The sequence below is a fragment of the Paenibacillus sp. FSL M7-1455 genome, from assembly GCF_038004655.1.
Classification (GTDB): Bacteria; Bacillota; Bacilli; order Paenibacillales; family Paenibacillaceae; genus Paenibacillus_AQ; species Paenibacillus_AQ cookii.
The window spans coordinates 3,560,827-3,579,710 of the sequence record NZ_JBBORO010000001.1 but is presented as its reverse complement, the minus strand read 5'-3'; the positions used below and the strand labels follow the sequence as shown (position 1 = coordinate 3,579,710).

18 protein-coding genes are annotated in these 18,884 nt (G+C 54.6%); 16 read left to right on the top strand and 2 right to left on the bottom strand.

Annotated elements, in window-relative coordinates:
• Window positions 1-19: 19 nt before the first annotated feature.
• From purT to NYE48_RS16415, 14 genes are all read left to right on the top strand, one after another.
• Window positions 20-1,210 (top strand): formate-dependent phosphoribosylglycinamide formyltransferase, encoded by a 1,191-nt coding sequence (gene purT, locus NYE48_RS16480; RefSeq protein WP_341000681.1) that lies wholly within the window; start codon window positions 20-22, stop codon window positions 1,208-1,210.
• Window positions 1,200-1,661: a GNAT family N-acetyltransferase gene (locus NYE48_RS16475; RefSeq protein WP_246537154.1), complete on the top strand. Its 462-nt coding sequence runs from the start codon at window positions 1,200-1,202 to the stop codon at window positions 1,659-1,661. Before purT ends, NYE48_RS16475 begins: the two co-directional genes overlap by 11 nt.
• Window positions 1,662-1,906: 245 nt before the next feature.
• Window positions 1,907-2,650 (top strand): CAP domain-containing protein, encoded by a 744-nt coding sequence (locus tag NYE48_RS16470; protein ID WP_340999442.1) that lies wholly within the window; start codon window positions 1,907-1,909, stop codon window positions 2,648-2,650.
• 253 nt (window positions 2,651-2,903) lie between these two features.
• Complete coding sequence (locus tag NYE48_RS16465; protein WP_052146881.1) at window positions 2,904-3,746, top strand: GDSL-type esterase/lipase family protein; 843 nt, start codon at window positions 2,904-2,906, stop codon at window positions 3,744-3,746.
• A 35-nt stretch (window positions 3,747-3,781) separates the two neighbouring features.
• Entirely contained in the window at window positions 3,782-4,765 is a 984-nt protein-coding gene (locus NYE48_RS16460; RefSeq protein WP_340999440.1) for an ABC transporter ATP-binding protein, read from the top strand.
• Window positions 4,758-5,747 (top strand): ABC transporter permease, encoded by a 990-nt coding sequence (locus tag NYE48_RS16455; protein ID WP_340999439.1) that lies wholly within the window; start codon window positions 4,758-4,760, stop codon window positions 5,745-5,747. The genes NYE48_RS16460 and NYE48_RS16455 overlap by 8 nt, the downstream gene beginning before the upstream one ends.
• An 82-nt stretch (window positions 5,748-5,829) precedes the next feature.
• Complete coding sequence (parE, locus tag NYE48_RS16450) at window positions 5,830-7,812, top strand: DNA topoisomerase IV subunit B (protein ID WP_340999437.1); 1,983 nt, start codon at window positions 5,830-5,832, stop codon at window positions 7,810-7,812.
• A gap of 11 nt (window positions 7,813-7,823) precedes the next feature.
• A complete protein-coding gene (gyrA, locus tag NYE48_RS16445; protein ID WP_212948336.1) occupies window positions 7,824-10,268 on the top strand; it encodes a DNA gyrase subunit A in 2,445 nt (814 codons plus the stop codon).
• 224 nt (window positions 10,269-10,492) lie between these two features.
• Entirely contained in the window at window positions 10,493-10,903 is a 411-nt protein-coding gene (locus NYE48_RS16440; protein WP_036708097.1) for a MarR family winged helix-turn-helix transcriptional regulator, read from the top strand.
• A 51-nt stretch (window positions 10,904-10,954) separates the two neighbouring features.
• The gene (locus NYE48_RS16435; protein WP_212948338.1) at window positions 10,955-12,172 is read left to right on the top strand and encodes an MFS transporter; all 1,218 of its coding nucleotides are present in this window, start codon (window positions 10,955-10,957) and stop codon (window positions 12,170-12,172) included.
• 318 nt (window positions 12,173-12,490) lie between these two features.
• Entirely contained in the window at window positions 12,491-12,835 is a 345-nt protein-coding gene (locus NYE48_RS16430) for a YojF family protein (protein WP_036708277.1), read from the top strand.
• 43 nt (window positions 12,836-12,878) lie between these two features.
• The gene (gene bshB2 / locus NYE48_RS16425) at window positions 12,879-13,535 is read left to right on the top strand and encodes a bacillithiol biosynthesis deacetylase BshB2 (RefSeq protein ID WP_340999435.1); all 657 of its coding nucleotides are present in this window, start codon (window positions 12,879-12,881) and stop codon (window positions 13,533-13,535) included.
• 68 nt (window positions 13,536-13,603) lie between these two features.
• A complete protein-coding gene (locus NYE48_RS16420; protein WP_340999434.1) occupies window positions 13,604-14,359 on the top strand; it encodes an SAM-dependent methyltransferase in 756 nt (251 codons plus the stop codon).
• A complete protein-coding gene (locus NYE48_RS16415) occupies window positions 14,356-15,198 on the top strand; it encodes an HAD family hydrolase (protein ID WP_340999433.1) in 843 nt (280 codons plus the stop codon). The genes NYE48_RS16420 and NYE48_RS16415 overlap by 4 nt, the downstream gene beginning before the upstream one ends.
• Before the next feature lie 150 nt (window positions 15,199-15,348).
• Here NYE48_RS16415 and NYE48_RS16410 read toward each other — a convergent pair whose 3' ends face one another.
• On the bottom strand, window positions 15,349-16,071 hold the full coding sequence (locus NYE48_RS16410) for an RluA family pseudouridine synthase (protein WP_212948340.1): 723 nt from the start codon (window positions 16,069-16,071) through the stop codon (window positions 15,349-15,351).
• Window positions 16,072-16,078: 7 nt separating this feature from the next.
• Window positions 16,079-16,942, bottom strand: coding sequence for a class I SAM-dependent methyltransferase (locus NYE48_RS16405; RefSeq protein WP_340999432.1), 864 nt, complete (start codon window positions 16,940-16,942; stop codon window positions 16,079-16,081).
• Window positions 16,943-17,143: 201 nt separating this feature from the next.
• Here NYE48_RS16405 and NYE48_RS16400 point away from each other — a divergent pair, with 201 nt between their 5' ends.
• Window positions 17,144-18,607, top strand: a complete 1,464-nt coding sequence (locus NYE48_RS16400) for a 4-hydroxyphenylacetate 3-hydroxylase family protein (RefSeq protein ID WP_340999430.1) — start codon at window positions 17,144-17,146, stop codon at window positions 18,605-18,607.
• Window positions 18,608-18,633: 26 nt separating this feature from the next.
• Window positions 18,634-18,801, top strand: coding sequence for a hypothetical protein (locus tag NYE48_RS16395; RefSeq protein WP_156124528.1), 168 nt, complete (start codon window positions 18,634-18,636; stop codon window positions 18,799-18,801).
• Window positions 18,802-18,884 lie beyond the last annotated feature (83 nt).

Here is an 18,884-nt window from a genome sequence, read left to right as displayed (position 1 = left end):
AGGGGGGAATAGGGAAGTGGTGTGGGGTGCTCCTTTTTCTGCACATGCCAAGAAAATGCTGCTGCTGGGCAGCGGCGAATTGGGGAAAGAAGTAGTACTGGAAGCCCAGAGACTGGGCGTAGAAACCATTGCCGTGGACCGATACGAACATGCGCCCGCCATGCAGGTCGCGCATAGGTCCCATGTGATTGATATGCTCGATGCCGATTCCCTGAAACAGATAATTCATCAGGAAAAACCGGATCTGATTGTACCTGAAATAGAAGCAATCGCAACCGAGGCGCTGCTTGAGCTGGAGGAAGAAGGGTACCGCGTCGTTCCGACGGCACGGGCCGCGCGCCTGACGATGGACCGCGAAGGCATCCGCCGTCTGGCCGCCGAGAAGCTTGGCCTGAAGGTTGCGGATTACCGTTTTGCCGATAGTTTGGAGGAGCTCAAGAAAGCTGTGGCTGTTTTGGGAACGCCATGCGTGGTCAAGCCGATCATGAGCTCATCCGGCAAAGGCCAAAGCGTGTGCCGTACGGAGGATGATGTTGAAGCTTGCTGGAACGCCGCCATGGAAGGCGGACGCGCCAAAAACAGCCGCGTCATCGTCGAATCGTTTGTTTCGTTCGAAAGCGAAATCACGCTGCTGACCGTACGCTCTGTAAGCGGCACCACCTTTTGCAAACCGATCGGCCACATTCAGAAAGACGGCGACTATGTTGAATCCTGGCAGCCTCATGAGCTGAGCCCGGATCAATGGAAGGAAGCGGAGCTCATCGCGAAAGCCATCACCGACGAGTTGGGCGGTTATGGCGTTTTCGGAGTCGAGCTGTTTGTTACGAAAGATGGAATCATATTCAGCGAAGTTTCGCCACGTCCGCATGATACCGGGATGGTGACGATGATCACTCAGGATTTATCGGAATTTGCCCTGCACGTCAGAGCGATTCTCGGACTTCCGATCCCGTCGGTCGAATTGCTGACGCCGGGTGCTTCGGCAACTTTGAAAGCGGACGACGCAAGTACGAATTTTACTGTTGGAGGCATAGAGGAAGCGCTCAGCCTGCCGCGGACCCAAGTCCGGGTGTTCGGCAAGCCTGAGACGAGAGCCGGCCGAAGAATGGCTGTCGCCTTAAGCGCTGATGGGGATCTTCAGAAAGCACGGAATACGGCGAAACATGCCGCCAGTCTTTTAAAAGTGGAGGAATATGATCATGAACAGTAACATTCTGGCACCCGCCCTGCAAATACGTTTCTCGAATTGCGACAGCGACCTCGAAGCCGTCGTGGCTTTGATGCGGGAACTGAATTATCCGACGACCATTAACGTGATGCGCGAGCGGATCGAAGCTTCCGAGAACAATCCGAAGCTTTGCACGATGGTCGCCGAGCTTGACGGCAAGGTCATCGGCATGGTTGCGCTGAATCAGGTGAAGTCCTTTGCGAGAAACGAGACGGCGACGCAGGTGTCGGCTCTGATCGTGGCCAAGGAACACCGCGGTCAAGGCATCGGCAAAAGGCTGATCCGCAGCGCGGAAGAGTGGGGCAAAAAGCAAGGAAGCCAAACGCTTTTCCTGGTGAGCGGCAATCGGGTGGAAAGAGCACCGGCGCATGCATTTTATGAACATATCGGTTTCGAAAAAATCGGATATCAATTCGTGAGAAAACTGAACTAATTCACTATACATGATGATACGCTCGTCCCGTTTCGGGACGGGCTTTTTTGTCGTTTGACCGCGAATTCCAGCAAAGCCCCCGCTTTTCGTATCAAGCCTGAAATCGGATTTCTGGAAATTCACTTCCAATATTTGTGGCCTACACAAGGAATACAAACATGTTACAATGTGGGAGTAAGAAATGACAACTTTGTAACCGGAATGGATCGGTTCGAGCAACAACACCATGAGAAGGAGATGTATCCATGAAGAACAATAAAGTGATGAAAACATTGGTCAGCACGGCATGTGCCGCCGTTTTGGCGGTGGGTCTGATTGGAGCAGGTCCGGCATCGGCAGCGTCTGCCCAGCAAAATTCCGTACCGGCGCCAAGCGGCTTCCAAAACCTGCAGGATCTGCAAAGCTATGTGGAGAAATGGCTGCAAAATAACGGCGGTTACGCATTCAAATATCAAATCCAATTCCCGGGCGCCGGCCAGGCAACGAACCCGCAACCGACAACGCCAACACCTTCGAAGCCGGAAACGTCCAAGCCGCAGCCTTCCAAGCCTGCACCGTCGAAGCCTGCACCATCGAAGCCGGAAACGTCCAAACCGTCGACCGGAACGTCTTCGAACCCATCGGCTTATGCTGCCGAGGTCGTCAAGCTGGTCAACCAGGAACGCGCCAAAGCGGGCTTGAAGCCGCTGACGGAAAATGCGAAATTGTCCAATATGGCGATGGATAAAGCGAAGGACATGAGCAACAACAACTACTTCGACCACAATTCCCCGACGTACGGCTCTCCGTTCGACATGATGAAAAAATATGGCATTTCTTTCAGCTATGCGGGCGAAAACATCGCTAAGGGCCAAAAAACCCCTGCAGATGTCATGAAAGCCTGGATGAACAGCGAAGGACACCGCGCCAACATTCTGAACGGCAACTACACGACGATCGGCGTGGCTTACTACAACGGGTACTGGGTACAAGAATTTATCGCAAACTAATTCTAATATTATATATCGTAAGCTTGAGTTTTAAAGAAAAAGTCCGTTTCCTGATGGAACGGGCTTTTTTTATTTAGAAAAAACGGATGGAACGCCAGCCCGTCTTTGCATGGAATCATGGTTTCAAGGCGAAATGAAACGGTGCAAAACGACCGTCGGATTTGCAAATTGATCCTAGAAGATTTATGTTTATGTACATATGTATTGCTGGAAAAATGACGAATCGCATGACGTCGACATGGAGGGATCGGTTTTGAAATCATCGAAATGGATTTGGCGCAGCGTCAGTATTTTATCCGTATTTTCCACGCTGCTCCTGCTGGCAGGCTTTGTGTATGCGGTAAAGGACATCCAGTCTCCGCAGGCTGCGAAAGATCGGCCCGCCAAAGTCGCAACTCCGGAAAAGGAAACGGGCCCGGCAACCCCGGCAGCCGATAAAGAACTGAAATTTGCGGTCATCGGCGATTCGCTGGCAAAAGGCACGGGCGACAACTCCGGGATGGGGTTTGCGCGGCGAACGATCCGGGAGCTGACGGCTGCCGGCAGGAAAGCGACGCTCCTGAACAATTTGGGCATTAACGGCCTGACGACGACGGGGCTCCTGCCGAAGCTGGAAGAACGGGGGACGAAGTACGTGCTTGGAGAAGCCGACGTCATCCTCCTATCCATCGGAGGAAACGACCTGTTCCAGGGAGCGGACCTTGCGTCCAAAGGTATTGCCGGAACATCGACGACCGCCAAGGGGCAGGAGCTCGATCCGGAGGACCTGTTGAAAGGGCTGCCGAAAGCATCGACGCAGCTGAAAACGATTTTGGAACGCATCCGCGCGATCAATCCGGAAGCCATGATCGTGTACGTCGGATTGTATAATCCGTTCGGGGATATCGAGGAGCTTCAGGTCCCGGGAAATCAGGCCGTTGCGAAATGGAATGAGGCAGCCCTCGACACGATCAATAAGAACGGCAATATGACGCTTGTGCCGACCTTCGACATTTTCCAGCAGCATTTGGGCCGGTATTTGGCGTCGGATCATTTTCATCCGAACGGCGACGGGTACCAGCAAATCGCCGTCCGGATCGTTCAGGCTATCCGCTAGATAATTAAGCATACGGAAGAAAGGAGAGGGAGAACATGTCAATGACGGTCGGTCCGGACCAAAGGGAATCCATCGTTTTATCGGTCGAACACGTCAAAAAAAGGATCGGAAAAAAATGGATCATCGAGGACGTGACGTTCGATGTCCGGGAGGGCGAAATTTTCGGTTTTTTGGGACCGAACGGGGCAGGCAAAACGACGACGATCCGCATGCTGGTGGATTTGATCAAACCGAGCAGCGGGGTCATCAAAGTGTGCGGATACGACGTGAACCGCCAGCAGGAACAAGCGCTCCGTTTCGTCGGCTCGATCGTTGAAAATCCGGAAGTCTATACGTATTTGACCGGATGGGAAAATCTGGAGCATTTCGCGCGCATGCAACCGGGAATCGACAAGCAGCGGATTCAGGAAGTGGTGGATATCGTCCGGCTGGACCAGCGGATCCACGACAAGGTCAGAACGTATTCGCTCGGGATGCGGCAGAGGCTCGGCATTGCGCAAGCGCTGCTCGGCAGGCCGAAGCTGCTCATCCTCGACGAACCGACGAACGGGCTCGATCCGAAGGGCATCAAGGAACTGCGCCAATTTATCCGGGAGCTGGCGGACGGCGGACTGGCCGTTTTCGTATCCAGCCACCTGCTCAGCGAAATCCAGCTTTTATGCGACCGGGTGGCCATTATCAGCCGCGGCCGGGTGCTTGCGGTCGGAGAAGTCGGGGAGCTCGTGGCCGCTAACGCGAAATACGTCATTTGGGACGTGGAACCTGTTGAAGCAGGAAAACGGGAACTGGCGCAGCGGGAAGGCATCGAGGTCATCGAACACGCTGAACAGGTGCTGGACGACGCGATCATCGCCGGCATGAGCGGACAATCGGTCGTAACGGCGATGGAAGAGGAACGAATCTCCGGAACGGTTTCGCATCTCGTCGCCATGGGCATCCGCGTCCGCGGGGTCCATAAAATCAACCCGACGCTCGAGCAGCTGTTCCTGAAAATGACGGAGGGTGAGAGTATTGATTAGCGTGCTGCCCCTGATCAAAAACGAAACGATCAAAATCATCAAAAAGAAGCGTTTTTACGTTATTTTGCTCATCTTGCTTGTGCTGGTCCCGGTGTTTACCTATGCGCAAATGCGGTCCGCCGAACAAACGCGGGACAAATTCAAAGGCGACTGGCGGCTTGAAGTGCAGCAGCAAATCACGGATAATGAAAATTCGCTCGGAAGCGACCGGGTGCCGGACGAGTGGAAAAAATTCAGGAAAATCTTCGTGCAGCAGCTGCAATATTATTTGGAGCATGACGTGAACCCGAACGAACCGAACGGCGTGACGTTTACGCGCGAGTTTATGGCGAATTCCATAACTTTGTTCATTCCTCTTCTCATTATGGCGATCGCATCCGATATAGTATCGGGGGAACGAACGAGCGGCACCATCAAAATGCTGCTGACCCGCCCGGTCAAAAGGTGGAAGGTGCTGCTCAGCAAGCTGATCACGCTGTACATGTTCTCTTCGCTGATCATCGTGTCCGCTTTTGTCATCAGTTATCTCATTTCCGGGGCGGTTTTCGGATATAAAGGATTTGAATTTCCAGTCTTCACCGGTTTTCGGATCCAAGGGTCCGATGTCGACATGTCCGCGGTGCACGCGGTGCCCCAGTGGCAATATTTGCTGATGGAAGGCGGATTGATCTGGTTCGTGAGCCTTGTCGTGGCATCGCTCGCGTTCATGGTGTCGGTGCTCGTCCGGAGCACGGCGGCAAGCATCGTGGTGATGATGGCCGCGCTGATCGCGGGAACCATTCTGACCAACATGGCTTCGGCCTGGAAAAGCGCGAAATATTTGTTTATGGTCAACCTGGAGCTGACCGATTACCTGTCCGGTACGCCGGCTCCGATCGAAGGCATGAACCTGGCTTTTTCGCTTGCGGTTTTGTCCGTTTGGGCGATTGCCGCGATCGTAATCTCATTCCTTGTCTTTACGAAAAGGGATATCTTGAATTAAAATGGACAAGGATAACAAAACAAAACATCTGTTTGCATTTTGGGTGATATCCTACATAAAGAAACACAAAGGGGGAGCATGAATGGTCGAGCAGATCGATATGTTTGCAAAGTCGCCGGGCAGCAACGAAGCAGGCAGCGGCAGTTACGATGCAGACGACATTCAAGTGCTCGAAGGCCTGGTTGCGGTTCGCAAACGCCCAGGCATGTATATTGGCAGCACCAGTTCATCGGGGCTTCATCATCTGGTATGGGAAATCGTGGATAACGCCGTCGATGAGCATTTGGCCAAATACTGCACGAGAATAGATCTTACTTTGCATAAAGACGGTTCCATCACCGTCGTGGATAACGGACGGGGCATTCCGACCGGAATGCATAAAATGGGAATACCTACGCCGCAGGTCGTATTCACCATCCTGCACGCGGGAGGGAAATTCGGCGGAGGCGGATACAAAAAATCGGGCGGCCTGCACGGCGTCGGGGCGTCGGTGACCAATGCGCTTTCCGAGTGGCTCGAGGTCGAAATCTACCGCGACGGCAAGATCCACCGCCAGCGTTTCGAATACTGGCAGGACAAAAACGGCAAGGAGCATGTCGGCGAACCGGTGACGGGACTCGAAGTGCTCGGCAACACGAACAAAACCGGCACCAAAGTCACCTTTAAGCCGGATATTCGCGTGTTCCAAGGCGGAATCCAGTTCAACTACGATACGCTGGCGGAACGCCTGCAGGAAATCGCCTTCCTGAATTCGGGGCTTCGCATCGTCATGAAAGACGAGCGTTCCGACCGCATGGACGAATTTTATTACGAAGGCGGGGCCAGCCAGTTCGTCGAATTTTTGAACGAAGGCAAAGACGTGCTGCACGACGTCATTCACTTTTACGGCGAAAAGGACGACGTCGAAGTCGAGGTTGCGCTCCAATACAACGCGGGATATACCGAAACGCTCGCTTCGTTCGTCAATTCGATCCCGACGCGGGGCGGGGGAACGCACGAAACCGGTTTCAAGACGGCATATACGCGGATCATGAACGATTACGCGCGCAAAAACCATATGCTCAAGGAAAAGGACAAAAATCTTGAAGGCAACGACCTGCGCGAAGGCATGATGGCGGTCATCAGCGTCAAAATGGCCGAAGTCGAATTCGTCGGTCAGACGAAAGACCAGCTGGGAAGCGCATCGGCGCGCAGCACGGTCGACGCGATCGTGACCGAAAAAATGCAGATTTTCCTGGAGGAAAACCCGCAGGTGGCCCAGACGCTCATCAAAAAAGCGATCCAGGCTTCCAAAGCGCGCGAAGCGGCCCGCAAGGCCCGCGACGACATGCGGAGCGGGAAAAAACGGAGCGAGGGAACGAGCCTCGGCGGCAAGCTGAGTCCGGCCCAATCGAAGGACTTTACCCGTACCGAGCTGTTCGTCGTCGAAGGAAACTCCGCCGGCGGATCGGCCAAACAGGGCCGCGATTCGAAAATTCAGGCGATCCTGCCGCTGAAGGGGAAACCGCTCAACCCCGAAAAAGCCAAACTTGCCGATATCATGAAAAACGAGGAATACCGCACGATCATCAATGCGATCGGAGCCGGAATCGGAACCGAGTTTGAAATCGAAGACAGCAATTACTCCAAAATCATCATCATGACGGACGCCGATACGGACGGCGCGCACATCCAGGTGCTGCTGCTGACGTTCTTTTACCGTTACATGAAGCCGCTGATCGACGAGGGCCGCGTGTACATCGCCCAGCCTCCGCTGTATAAAATTTCGCGGAAGTCGGGCAAGCTGGAAACGGTCCGTTACGCCTACAGCGACGAGCAGCTGCAAAACTACTTGAAGGAATTCGGCAAAAATTACGAGCTGCAGCGCTACAAAGGACTCGGCGAAATGAATCCCGAACAGCTGTGGGAGACGACGATGAACCCGGAAACGCGCACGCTGCTGCAGGTGCAGATCGAAGATGCGGCGAAGGCGGAGCGCCGCGTATCCACGCTGATGGGCGACAAAATCGACCCGCGCAAGCGCTGGATCGTGGAAAATGTCGACTTTAGAGAGTTCGAGGAATAGAAGGTGAATCGATGAGTTTATCAGAACAGTTTCTGCCGGCTTATCTCGAAGAGGTCGTCGGCGACCGCTTCGGCCGGTATTCCAAATATATCATTCAAGACCGCGCCATTCCCGACGTCCGCGACGGGCTTAAGCCCGTGCAGCGGCGCATTTTGTACGCCATGTACGAATCCGGCAATACGCCGGACAAAGCATACCGCAAATCCGCCAAAACCGTCGGCGACGTGATGGGGAATTACCATCCGCACGGGGACTCCTCCATCTACGACGGCATGGTCCGCATGGCCCAGCCTTGGAAAATGGGGCATGTGCTCGTCGACGGGCACGGCAACTGGGGTTCGATCGACGACGATCCGCCGGCGGCGATGCGTTACACCGAAGCGCGCCTGTCGCCGATCGCGATGGAGATGCTTCGGGACATCGACAAACGGACGGTACAGTTCAAGGACAACTTCGACAATTCCGCGAAGGAGCCCGTCGTGCTGCCTTCCCGCTATCCGAACCTGCTCGTCAACGGCGTCAGCGGGATTTCCGCGGGATTTGCGACGGAGATTCCGCCGCATAATTTGCGCGAAGTGATCGACGCCTGCGTGGCGGTGATGCAAAAACCGGAAATCGAGCTGGAAGAAATCATGACCTTCATCAAGGGCCCCGATTTCCCGACCGGCGGCCTGATCATGGGCGAAGAGGGAATCAAAGAGGCCTACCGGACGGGGAAAGGACGGATTTATCTCCGTTCCAAAGCCGACATCGAATTTTTGCGCGGCGGCAAACAGCAGATCGTCATTACGGAGATCCCTTACCAGGTCGTAAAATCGCGCCTTGTCACCCAAATGGAAAATATCCGGCTGGAGAAAAAAATCGAAGGCATTGCCGAGGTGCGCGACGAAAGCGGACGGGACGGTCTGCGGATCGTGGTTGAAATCAAAAAGGAGGCCGATGCCCAGGGCATTTTGGCTTATCTGCTGAAAAAGACCGATCTTCAGGTCACGTACAACTTCAACATGGTATCGATCGTCAACAAGGCGCCTCAGCAGCTTGGCCTGAAGGCGATGCTGGAGGCGTATATCGCCCACCAGCGCGAAGTGGTATCGAACCGTACCCGCTTCGAATTGGAAAAAGCCGAAGACCGGGCCCACGTGCTCGAAGGACTCGTGAAGGCGCTGAACATTCTCGACGAGGTCATCGCCGCCATCAAAGCGTCGAAAAACCGCCAGGATGCCCAAAACAATCTGCAATGGATGTTCGGCTTTACGGAGCGGCAGGCGGATTCGATTCTGACGCTGCAGCTGTACCGTTTGACGAACCTGGAGATCACGACGCTGCAAAAAGAGCTGGAGGATTTGCTGAAAAAAATCGACAACTACCGGGCCATCCTCGAAAGCGACAAGAAGCTGATCGCGCTGATCCGCAAGGAACTGCTTGAAATCCGCGACAAATACGGCATTGACCGCAGATGCGCCATTCAGGAGGAAGTCGAGGAAATCAAGGTCAACCTTGAAGTCATCGTCAGCTCCGAGGATGTGCTGGTGACGTTGTCGAAAGACGGATACATCAAGCGGACAAGCATGCTTTCCTTTACGCGGTCCGGCGGGGAGCTCAGCAGCTCGGGCGTGAAGGAAGGGGATTATATTTCCAGGGTGTTCGAAATCAATACGCTGGACAATTTGCTCATCTTTACGCAAAAAGGCCAATATTTCCTGCTGCCTGTCCACCAAATTCCGGAATTCAAATGGAAGGACCCGGGTACCGCCATCGTCAATGTCATCCAGTTATCCAAAGAAGACGTCATCGTCGACGTCATTCCGGTCACGAATTTCGAGGAGCCGAACCGCTCCCTGGTGTTCGTCACGAAAAAAGGGCAGGTCAAACGCACGGAATTAAAAGAATACATGACCAATCGCTCGAGCGCGGTTGCCGCCTGCAAGGTCGGCGCGGAGGACGAGGTCATTTCCGTCACGTTGAGCGACGGTAGCAAAGACATTTTGCTTGTGAGCAAGGAAGGCATGAGCATCCGGTTCAAGGAGCAGGAAGTCAACGCCATGGGCCGCGTCTCCGCCGGCGTGAAAGGCATCCAGCTTCGCGACGGCGACGAGGTCGTGTCGGCGTTGTGGGTTGAGGATGACGAAGGCGAAGTGCTGACCTTGACCGATCTCGGATACGGCAAACGTTCCCTGCTCGCGGATTACCAGCCGCAAAGCCGGGGAGGCAAAGGGCTGGCGACCTTCGAATTCAAGGAAGGCAAACGCGTGAAGCCGAACGGCAGCCGCATTGCCGGAGCGTTTTATTGCCGCCAGCCGCTGCAAATTACGGCCATCACGCGGGACGGCTTAAGTTATGCGTTCAGTTCGGAGCAGGCCCCGATCGCCGAACGCAAATCGACAGGAAAACTGCTTGTTCACCTGGAGAAAAAAGATGAAATTTCGGCGCTGCTGGCATTCGAGGAAACGACGTGACATCGGATGCTGTCCGAACCCGGCGTTAAAGCGTGAAAAAAGGCATCTTCGCTCATTTGCGAACGATGCCTTTTTTGAGGCGATGAAACGTCCGTGAATCGTCTTTTGGGGAACGGTGTCGGACGATGTTTTTCTAAAAAAATTCGGAATTGCGGAAGGAATTGGCACGAAATGCGCGAAAGTTAATCCTGTAAAACATTGCTTGCGAAAGGAAGGTATAACCCGTGCATACTTCCGAATTTGCGAAAATATGGTCCAAACTAAGCAAAGATTATAAACTGCATATGGAGAACGAGTTGGCTCCGGCGCTCACCGAAGCTCAGTTGGCCGTGCTCGAAGTGCTGGGCGAAAACGAGCGGATGAAGCCTTCCGACCTGACGCCGCTCCTGGCGACAAGCCCGGCGGCGGTTACGATGCTGCTCGACCGGATGGAAAAAAACGGATTGATTCAGCGCGAACGGGACGGAAACGACCGCCGGATCGTTTGGGTGTCCATTTCCGCGAAAGGGAAAGCGGAGGTCGAACGCGGCGTGCAAATCCGCGATGCGTTTCTGGCGAAGGTATTGTCGCGAATTTCCGCGCATAATCAGCAGCTTCTGATCTATTTATTGGGCAAACTAACCATAACGCCTTAAAACCCGGGTTCAAAGATTAAAAGAATAAATGTAGAGGAAGTAGTCAACCAGATGAATGATGCAACGCTTATGAAACCAAAAACGAGAAAACTGCTTTTCAGCGCCGGCCTCAGCTGGTTATTCGACGCCATGGACGTCGGCATCATTTCTTTTATCGTGACCGCATTAAAGCTTGAGTGGAAACTCTCCCCGCAGGATGTGGGCATTTTGACGAGCGTCAATTCCGTCGGAATGGTCGTCGGCGCGGCAGCCGCCGGGTATCTGGCCGATAAATTCGGCCGAAAGAAGGTTTTGCTGTGGACGCTGCTCATCTTTTCGATAGCCAGCGGATTGTCGGCGCTAGCCTCCAGCTTCTGGGTGCTGTGCCTGCTTCGTTTTATTACGGGCGTCGGCCTTGGGGGCGAGCTGCCGGTGGCGTCGACGCTGGTGTCCGAAAGCGTCCATCCGAGCCAGCGGGGACGGGCCGTCGTGCTGCTGGAGAGCTTTTGGGCGGGCGGCTGGCTGGCCGCCGCGCTCATATCGTATTTTTTGATTCCGGCTTACGGATGGCAGATCGCTTTTGTCATTGGGGCTCTTCCGGCCTTTTACGCGCTGTATCTGCGCCGCGCCATCGACGATTCGCCCGTATACCGGAACAATCGGACCCGGGCGGCATCCTTGTCGTTTGCCGGCAAGCTGGCTTCCATCTGGACCCGCGAACATAGCCGCTCGACGTTGATGCTGTGGATTTTGTGGTTTACGGTCGTGTTTTCGTATTACGGGATGTTCCTTTGGCTTCCGTCCGTCATGACGATGAAGGGCTTCAGCCTGATCAAAAGCTTCGAATACGTGCTGATCATGACGATCGCCCAGCTTCCGGGTTATTTTACGGCTGCGTATTTCATCGAAAAATTCGGCCGGAAATTCGTCATGATCACCTACTTGGTGCTCACCGCCGTCAGCGCCGCCTGGTTCGGCAACGCCGATTCGGCCGGCTCGCTTATCGCGGCGGGAATCTGCCTTTCGTTTTTCAACCTCGGTGCTTGGGGCGGCCTGTACGCCTACACGCCGGAGCTGTATCCGACTTCGGTCCGTTCGACGGGCGTCGGGATTGCGACCTCCGTCGGCCGGATCGGCGGCGTCATCGCGCCGTTCCTTGTGGGGTATTTGGTGCAGCGTCACGTCGAAATCAATGCGATATTTATCATGTTTTTCGTCATAATTTTGATCGGGGCCTTGGGCGTGCTTTTTCTGGGGAAAGAAACCAAAGGCAAGGCATTGGCCGATTAAACGGAAATATGGGGAAAAGGCTGCCGGAAGGCAGCTTTTTTCGTTCAACGGGATGGGGCATAAAAAGCGATTTTAGCAATGCAAAAACATCAGGGTTCGCCGATCGGCTCCGCTATGCGGGCTAATTCGAGTGCAAGTCGAGGTTTTTACCGGTATAGTCGGCCGGATGAGGCAAAAGCATGTTTGTGAAAATGAAGTGCTTTGAATTATAATAAAATATGTTGCAGTTTGGACCTGCAGCATTCGGGATCGATCGAACCTGGTTTGCAGGGGGATTCGGACGATTTCGACAGACGTCTTGGAAACGGAGGGATTGGAATGCAGCTTATTAATCCGCAGATGGTTCAGGAGTTAATCGACAAACTGCAGGATCAGGATCTTTATATACATCTCGAAATGACGACGGGGGCTTACGCTTCGCATCACGACGAGTCGAAATTTACGGCCTCGACGTTCATCAAAAACGGCATCGTCCGGTATACCCACGGGAAGATTCAAGGAACGGGGCCGTACCGCGTCGGGCTTAAGATGGAGCAGGGCTGGATTTATTCGCAAGGATTGACGCATTTCGAGGAAACGGAAACCGAGCGGCTGATTATGGCGGGCCATGACAGCGACGGCAAGCTGGTCGTTGCGCTGCAGTTGGGCAAAGAACCGTTCTAAACAGCAAGTCTGCCGTCATCAAGTGAAAGGGTGATTATACAAAATGGAAAATCATATATTGGTCGTATTTCCCCATCCGGACGATGAATCCTTCGGAACTTCCGGAACGCTGGCCAAACGCATCCACGAAGGCGCAACCGTGACGTATGCGTGCTTGACGCTGGGCGAAATGGCGAGAAACATGGGCAAACCGCTCGTGGCCAACCGCGTCACGCTGCCGGAGCACCGTCGGAAGGAGCTTGAGGCATCCTGCCGCTCGATCGGCATTCAGGATTTGCGCCTGATGGGGCTTCATGATAAAACGATCGAATTCGAAGACAGGGACATGCTGGACGGCATGCTGCGCAAGCTGATCGATGAAGTGAAACCGTCCCTTATCATTACGTTTTACCCGGGATTCAGCGTCCATCCGGACCATGATGCCACCGGGGAAGCGGTGATCCGGACGGTTGCGGCCATGCCGAAGGAACAGCGTCCCGTCGTGAACTGCGTCGCGTTTGCGAAAGGCTGCGAGCAGATCATCGGCAAACCTGACGTCGCGGTCGACGTCAGGGATTTCCTGCCGAACAAATTCGGTTCCATCCGTGCGCACGCCTCCCAGTTCCGCTGGAATGAAATGCTGGGCACGTTTACCGAAGAGGATGAACAGATCAAAAGCCGGTTTAGTACGGAAAGGTTCTGGACTTATCGTTTCGAATAGGATAATATTTCCATAAGCACGGACTCATCCGTGCGGATGACATATTCGGAAAGGTGAGTTGAGACGAGATGAGCAGAGCAGAGGAAAGCAGAGGGGTTAGCGCAAAGAGCGGACGAGACGAAGAACCGGCGGAAAACATGCTGGAGCGGATCGTCTTTATCGGCAGGACATACGGGGAATATATGCGTATGTTCGGCCTCGAGGAGCATCATATCCAAGGCAAAAGAATCCTGGACTGTCCGGCCGGCGCCTGCTCGTTTACGGCCAAGGCGGGCGAGCTTGGCTGCGAGGTGACGGCGGCGGATATCGCATATGGCCATGAGGCGGGCCGGTTGCTTGAAAAGGGCCTCCGGGATATCGATCATGCCATGGAACATGTGGCAACGGAACGGGAGCGGTACATTTGGACTGAATTCCGCGATGTCGAAGCGTTGCGCGCCGAACGCCTTCAAGCGCTGCGGTCCTGCACGGAGGATATGGAAAGGCGTCCGGAAAGGTACGTGCCCGTGACGCTGCCGTCGCTGCCCTTCCGGGACCGGCAATTCGACTTGACCTTGTCGGCCCATTTTTTGTTTACATATGCCGACAGGCTGGATGCGGAGTTCCATCGCGCCGCCTTGCGGGAGCTGCTTCGGGTCACCGGCAAGGAGTTAAGGATTTTCCCGTTGGTTGACCAAAGCGGCCGCAGGCCGGATGAAGTGGAGCGATTGATCGCGTTTGCCCGAAGCGAGGGATGGGACGCGGAAACGAAAGCCGTACCGTACCATTTTCAGCGGAATGCCGATTACGTGCTTATTTTGCGTGCAGGGAATAACGGATCATGATCACGGATACCCTGGCCGCTAACGCCCTTTCCGGCTCCATAAAGGACAGCAGCATGCTGCTGTCCTTTATGTTTAATCCGGATCCGGAGAAGGCGGGGACTCGATCGGGTCTGCCGCCCAACGAACAGGAACGTACAAAGGAAAACCGGCGAGTACCGACCGGAAGATCATGGAGGATCAACATGGAACACGCATTTATTTTTGATATGGACGGGGTCATCATCGACAGCGAGCCGATTCATTTTGACGTCGATATCCGAACGCTCAGCCATTTCGGCGTGGAAACGAACGAGCAGGAGCTGGAACGGTTCGTCGGGATGACGAACCCGGAAATGCTGGGCATTTTTAAACAGGAACGAAATTTGCCCCATACGGTGGAGGAAATGATCGAATACCAATTGAACCTGAAAATGAACATTCTGAAGAATCTGGAGATCGAGCCGATCGCGGGGGTGGTGGCCCTGATGGAGCAGCTTCGCGGAATGAACGTTCCCATGGCGGTTGCTTCCTCATCCCCGAGAGTATTCATTGAAGGCGTCTTGGGGAAATTCGGTCTAAGCCGCTTTTTCAAGACGGTGGTCAGCGGCGAAGAGGTTCCGAAAGGAAAACCCGCGCCCGATATTTACCTCGAAACGGCCAAGCAGCTCGGCGTGCAGCCGCAGCATTGCGTCGTGCTCGAAGATTCAAGAAACGGCATGCTTGCCGCCAAAACGGCCGGCATGAGATGCATCGGATACCTTAATCCGAACTCGGGAAACCAAGATTTGGCTGAAGCGGATCTTCAGGTACGTTCCTATGACGAGATCCCGGTACGGGAACTGTTCGGGAACGATCTATAGCAAACCAAAGCAAAGGAGCGGGGATCCCCCGCTCCTTTGCAGCATGAAAAAAGCACATCAACCGAATCGTTGACGTGCCGAATTAATCTATTTTTGAGTAAAGAATCCAGTCGCCGGTTCCAATGACCCGGCACGACTGCCTTACATCGTTTAGAGATCGTCCCGCAGACGCTCCAACACCGTGTCGGACCACAAATTCCAAGGATGCTCCGCAGGGGGCAGGGAGGTCAGGACCACGTCCTCTTTGGTCACCGGATGCGGAAAACCGACCAAGACCGACCAAAGCGCGATTTGCTGCCCGGGTTTGTTGACGCGGCTTCCGTACTTTTGGTCGCCGTACAACGGGCAGCCTGCCTGATTCATCTGGACGCGAATCTGATGCGATCTTCCGGTATGCAGTTCGACCCGGACGAGGCTGAAGGAGCCGTCGGTGCCGAGCACCTCGTAATCGAGGACAGCCTCCTTGGCCCCCGGGGTTCCGGCCTTGACCACGGAGACGGTATTGGTCTTCGGATCCTTCAACAGCATATCCCTGAGCGTGCCCCGGGGAGCGGGAAGCCGTCCGTGAACGACGGCCGCGTAAATTTTGCGGAAGCTGCGGCTGCGGACGGCTTCGGACAGACGCGAAGCGGCTTTCGACGTTTTGGCGAAAATCATCGCGCCGCCTACCGGCCGGTCCAGCCTGTGCACGAGCCCCAAATAGACGTTACCGGGTTTGTTGTAACGCTCCTTAATATCTTCTTTCAGCAGCGTAAGCAGGTCGGGATCGCCGGAGACGTCGGCCTGGGTCGGAATGTTGACCGGCTTGACGATGCCGAGCAGGTGATTGTCCTCGTATAATACCGGTATTTGCGATGCAAGTTCTTGGCTCATAACCGGGTCACGACTCCCAGCGGCCGAGGATGCCGCACGGCAAATGAAGCCCGGACGCCGTGATCGGAAGCCCCAGCTCCCCGCAGGAGATGGTTCCGCCGAAACGTCGGCCTGCGGTCATGCTTAAAACGTTGTGAAGCACGGTCGGCGAAATGCCGGTCGTATAGGAATTGATAAGCATGAACAGCGGATTGTCGGACATGATGCCCATGCAGCTTTCCACGAACGGATACAGGCTCTGCTCCAGTTTCCACATTTCCCCGCCGGGTCCGCGACCATAAGACGGAGGGTCCATGATGATCCCGTCGTAACGGTTTCCTCTGCGGTGTTCGCGCTGCACGAACTTGAACACGTCGTCGGTGATGAAACGGACCGGGCGATCGCCGATGCCCGACAGCTGAAGGTTTTCTTTCGCCCACTGCACCATGCCTTTCGCCGCGTCGACGTGGACGACTTCCGCTCCGGCATAAGCTGCCGCAACCGTAGCGCCTCCGGTGTAGGCGAACAAATTCAGCACTTTGATCGGCCGTTTGGCCGCCTCAATCTTGTCCATCATCCAGCGCCAGTTGGCCGCTTGTTCCGGGAACAGGCCCGTGTGCTTGAAATTGGTCGGGCGGATATAAAATTTTAATTGGTCGTAAGAGATCGTCCAGCGGTCCGGAAGTTTCTTTTTCATGTCCCAGTGTCCGCCGCCGGAAGAGCTCCGATGATAATGGCCGTGAACCTCGCGCCACTTCACGCTTTCGTTTTGGATAGGCCATATGATTTGCGGGTCCGGTCTGCGGAGGATGACGTCCCCCCAGCGTTCCAGCTTTTCGCCGGATCCCGTATCCATCAATTCGTAATCTTGCCAATCACGGGCTACATACATTTTGCGATCCATCCTTCTAGGCATTTTTTTCATGAATTAACATAACCATAACCTCTATTGTACAACATTTTACGGTAACAATGCTCTTGGTTCTGCTTCGTTTGACGGCATTTTGGCTTCCTATTAGGTTGCTGCCGCTTCCTGACGGAGGCCCTTTTGAATAGAATGGGATCATCCATTTTTTCAAAGGAGGCTGCGCCTGTGCCGGCAAAAAACGGAAAGCAGTTTATCGAGCGTATCGATCAGGCCAACCCCCGGGTTTGGATACGCGGAGAACGAGTGGACGGCAGGCTTTCGGATCATGCTGCTTTTCGGGGGCTGATGACTACGCAGGCGGAGCTGTACGATTTGCAGCATCATCCCGATTATAGGGAGCGCATGACCTATTGCTCCCCGTCCACGGGAGACGCCGTCGGATTGTCGTTTAAGCAGCCCGTAACGAAGGAGGATTTGGCGAAACGCAGGGAGATGATGACGTTATGGGGAGAGCGGCATCATGGACTGCTGGGAAGATCGCCGGATTACATGAATACCGGGCTGATGGCATTTTATGCGGCCGCCGAACTGCTTGGCGAAAAGAAACCCGAATTTGCGGATCGTATGCGGGCATATTACGTCTATTGCCGGGAGCATGACATCTCCCTTTCCCATGCATTCGTGCAGCCCCATGCCAGCCGTTTCGACGAATTGCTTGAGGACGGCAGCATATCCAGCTGCGCGGCGCGGATCGTTGAACGGAACCAGGAAGGCATCGTCGTAAGCGGCGCTTTTTTGCTGGCGACCCAAGGCGTGACGACGGACGAAATTTTGGTATACCCTCCGGCCTCGCCGTATATGCCCGAAGAGGACAGTTCAAGAACGTTTGCCTTTGCCGTTCCGAACAATCTTCCGGGCATGCGTTGGATATGCAGGGAAAGCCTGGCGCAAGGCGCTTCGGCATACGACTACCCGCTCAGCTCCCGTTTTGACGAGATGGATACGCTGGTCCTGTTCGAAGACGTTCTTGTGCCGTGGGAGCGCGTGTTTATGCTGGGGGACGAGCGGCTGTCCATGCGATTTTTCAATGCAAGCGGTTTTCATGTCCACTGCGGCCATCAGGTGTTGTGCAGGTATGTCGCCAAAACGGAATTTGCGCTGGGCATTCTTTTTTATATGGCCGAGACGCTGGATCGGGCTTCTTATCCGTCCACCATCGATAAAATCACGGAAGTCATCGCGTCTTTCGAGACGCTGAAATCCCTGCTCGTTGCCTCGGAAGCGGGAGCGGCTCCCGACCGTTTCGGAAGCATGCTCCCGGATCGGCGGCCGATTTGGACGGCAAACGTGCTGTTTCCCAAGATGTATCCGCGCATGATCGAACTGATTCAGCTGCTTGGGGGAAGCAGCGTCATCATGATTCCGTCCGAGCGCGATTTTGCGTCCGAATCCAGCGAAGCGATGGAACGTTACCTCCGGGGCGCAGGCATCGACGCATGTTCGAAAACGGCGCTGTTCCGCCTGGCGTGGGACCTCAGCTCGAGCGGGTTCGGCGGGCGGCAGACGCTGTACGAACGGTTCTTTTTCGGCGACCAATCGGTCGTTGCGGGCAGGCTGTACCATGCGTTTACGGACAAAGAGGCCTGCATCGGGAAAGTGAAGGCATTTTTGCGTTCAAAAGACGAATAAGCTGCAGGCGGCGCGAATAAGTATGTATGGGGAAACGTAACCAGGCATTCATGGGAGCAAGGAAACCGCCCGACAGAGCCATCCTGATTGCAGGGAGGCGGACGGTTATGACCATCGACCAGCTGATCGCGCTGCTGACGCTTGTCGTCATGATTATCACACTTGCCGTAAACCATGAAAAACCGAAGCAGTAGAAGCAGCAGGGAAAGGGAGCCGGGACCGGCTCTCTTTTTTTGTTCCCTCCCAAAAAAAGAAAACATAAACCCATCCCGTACAC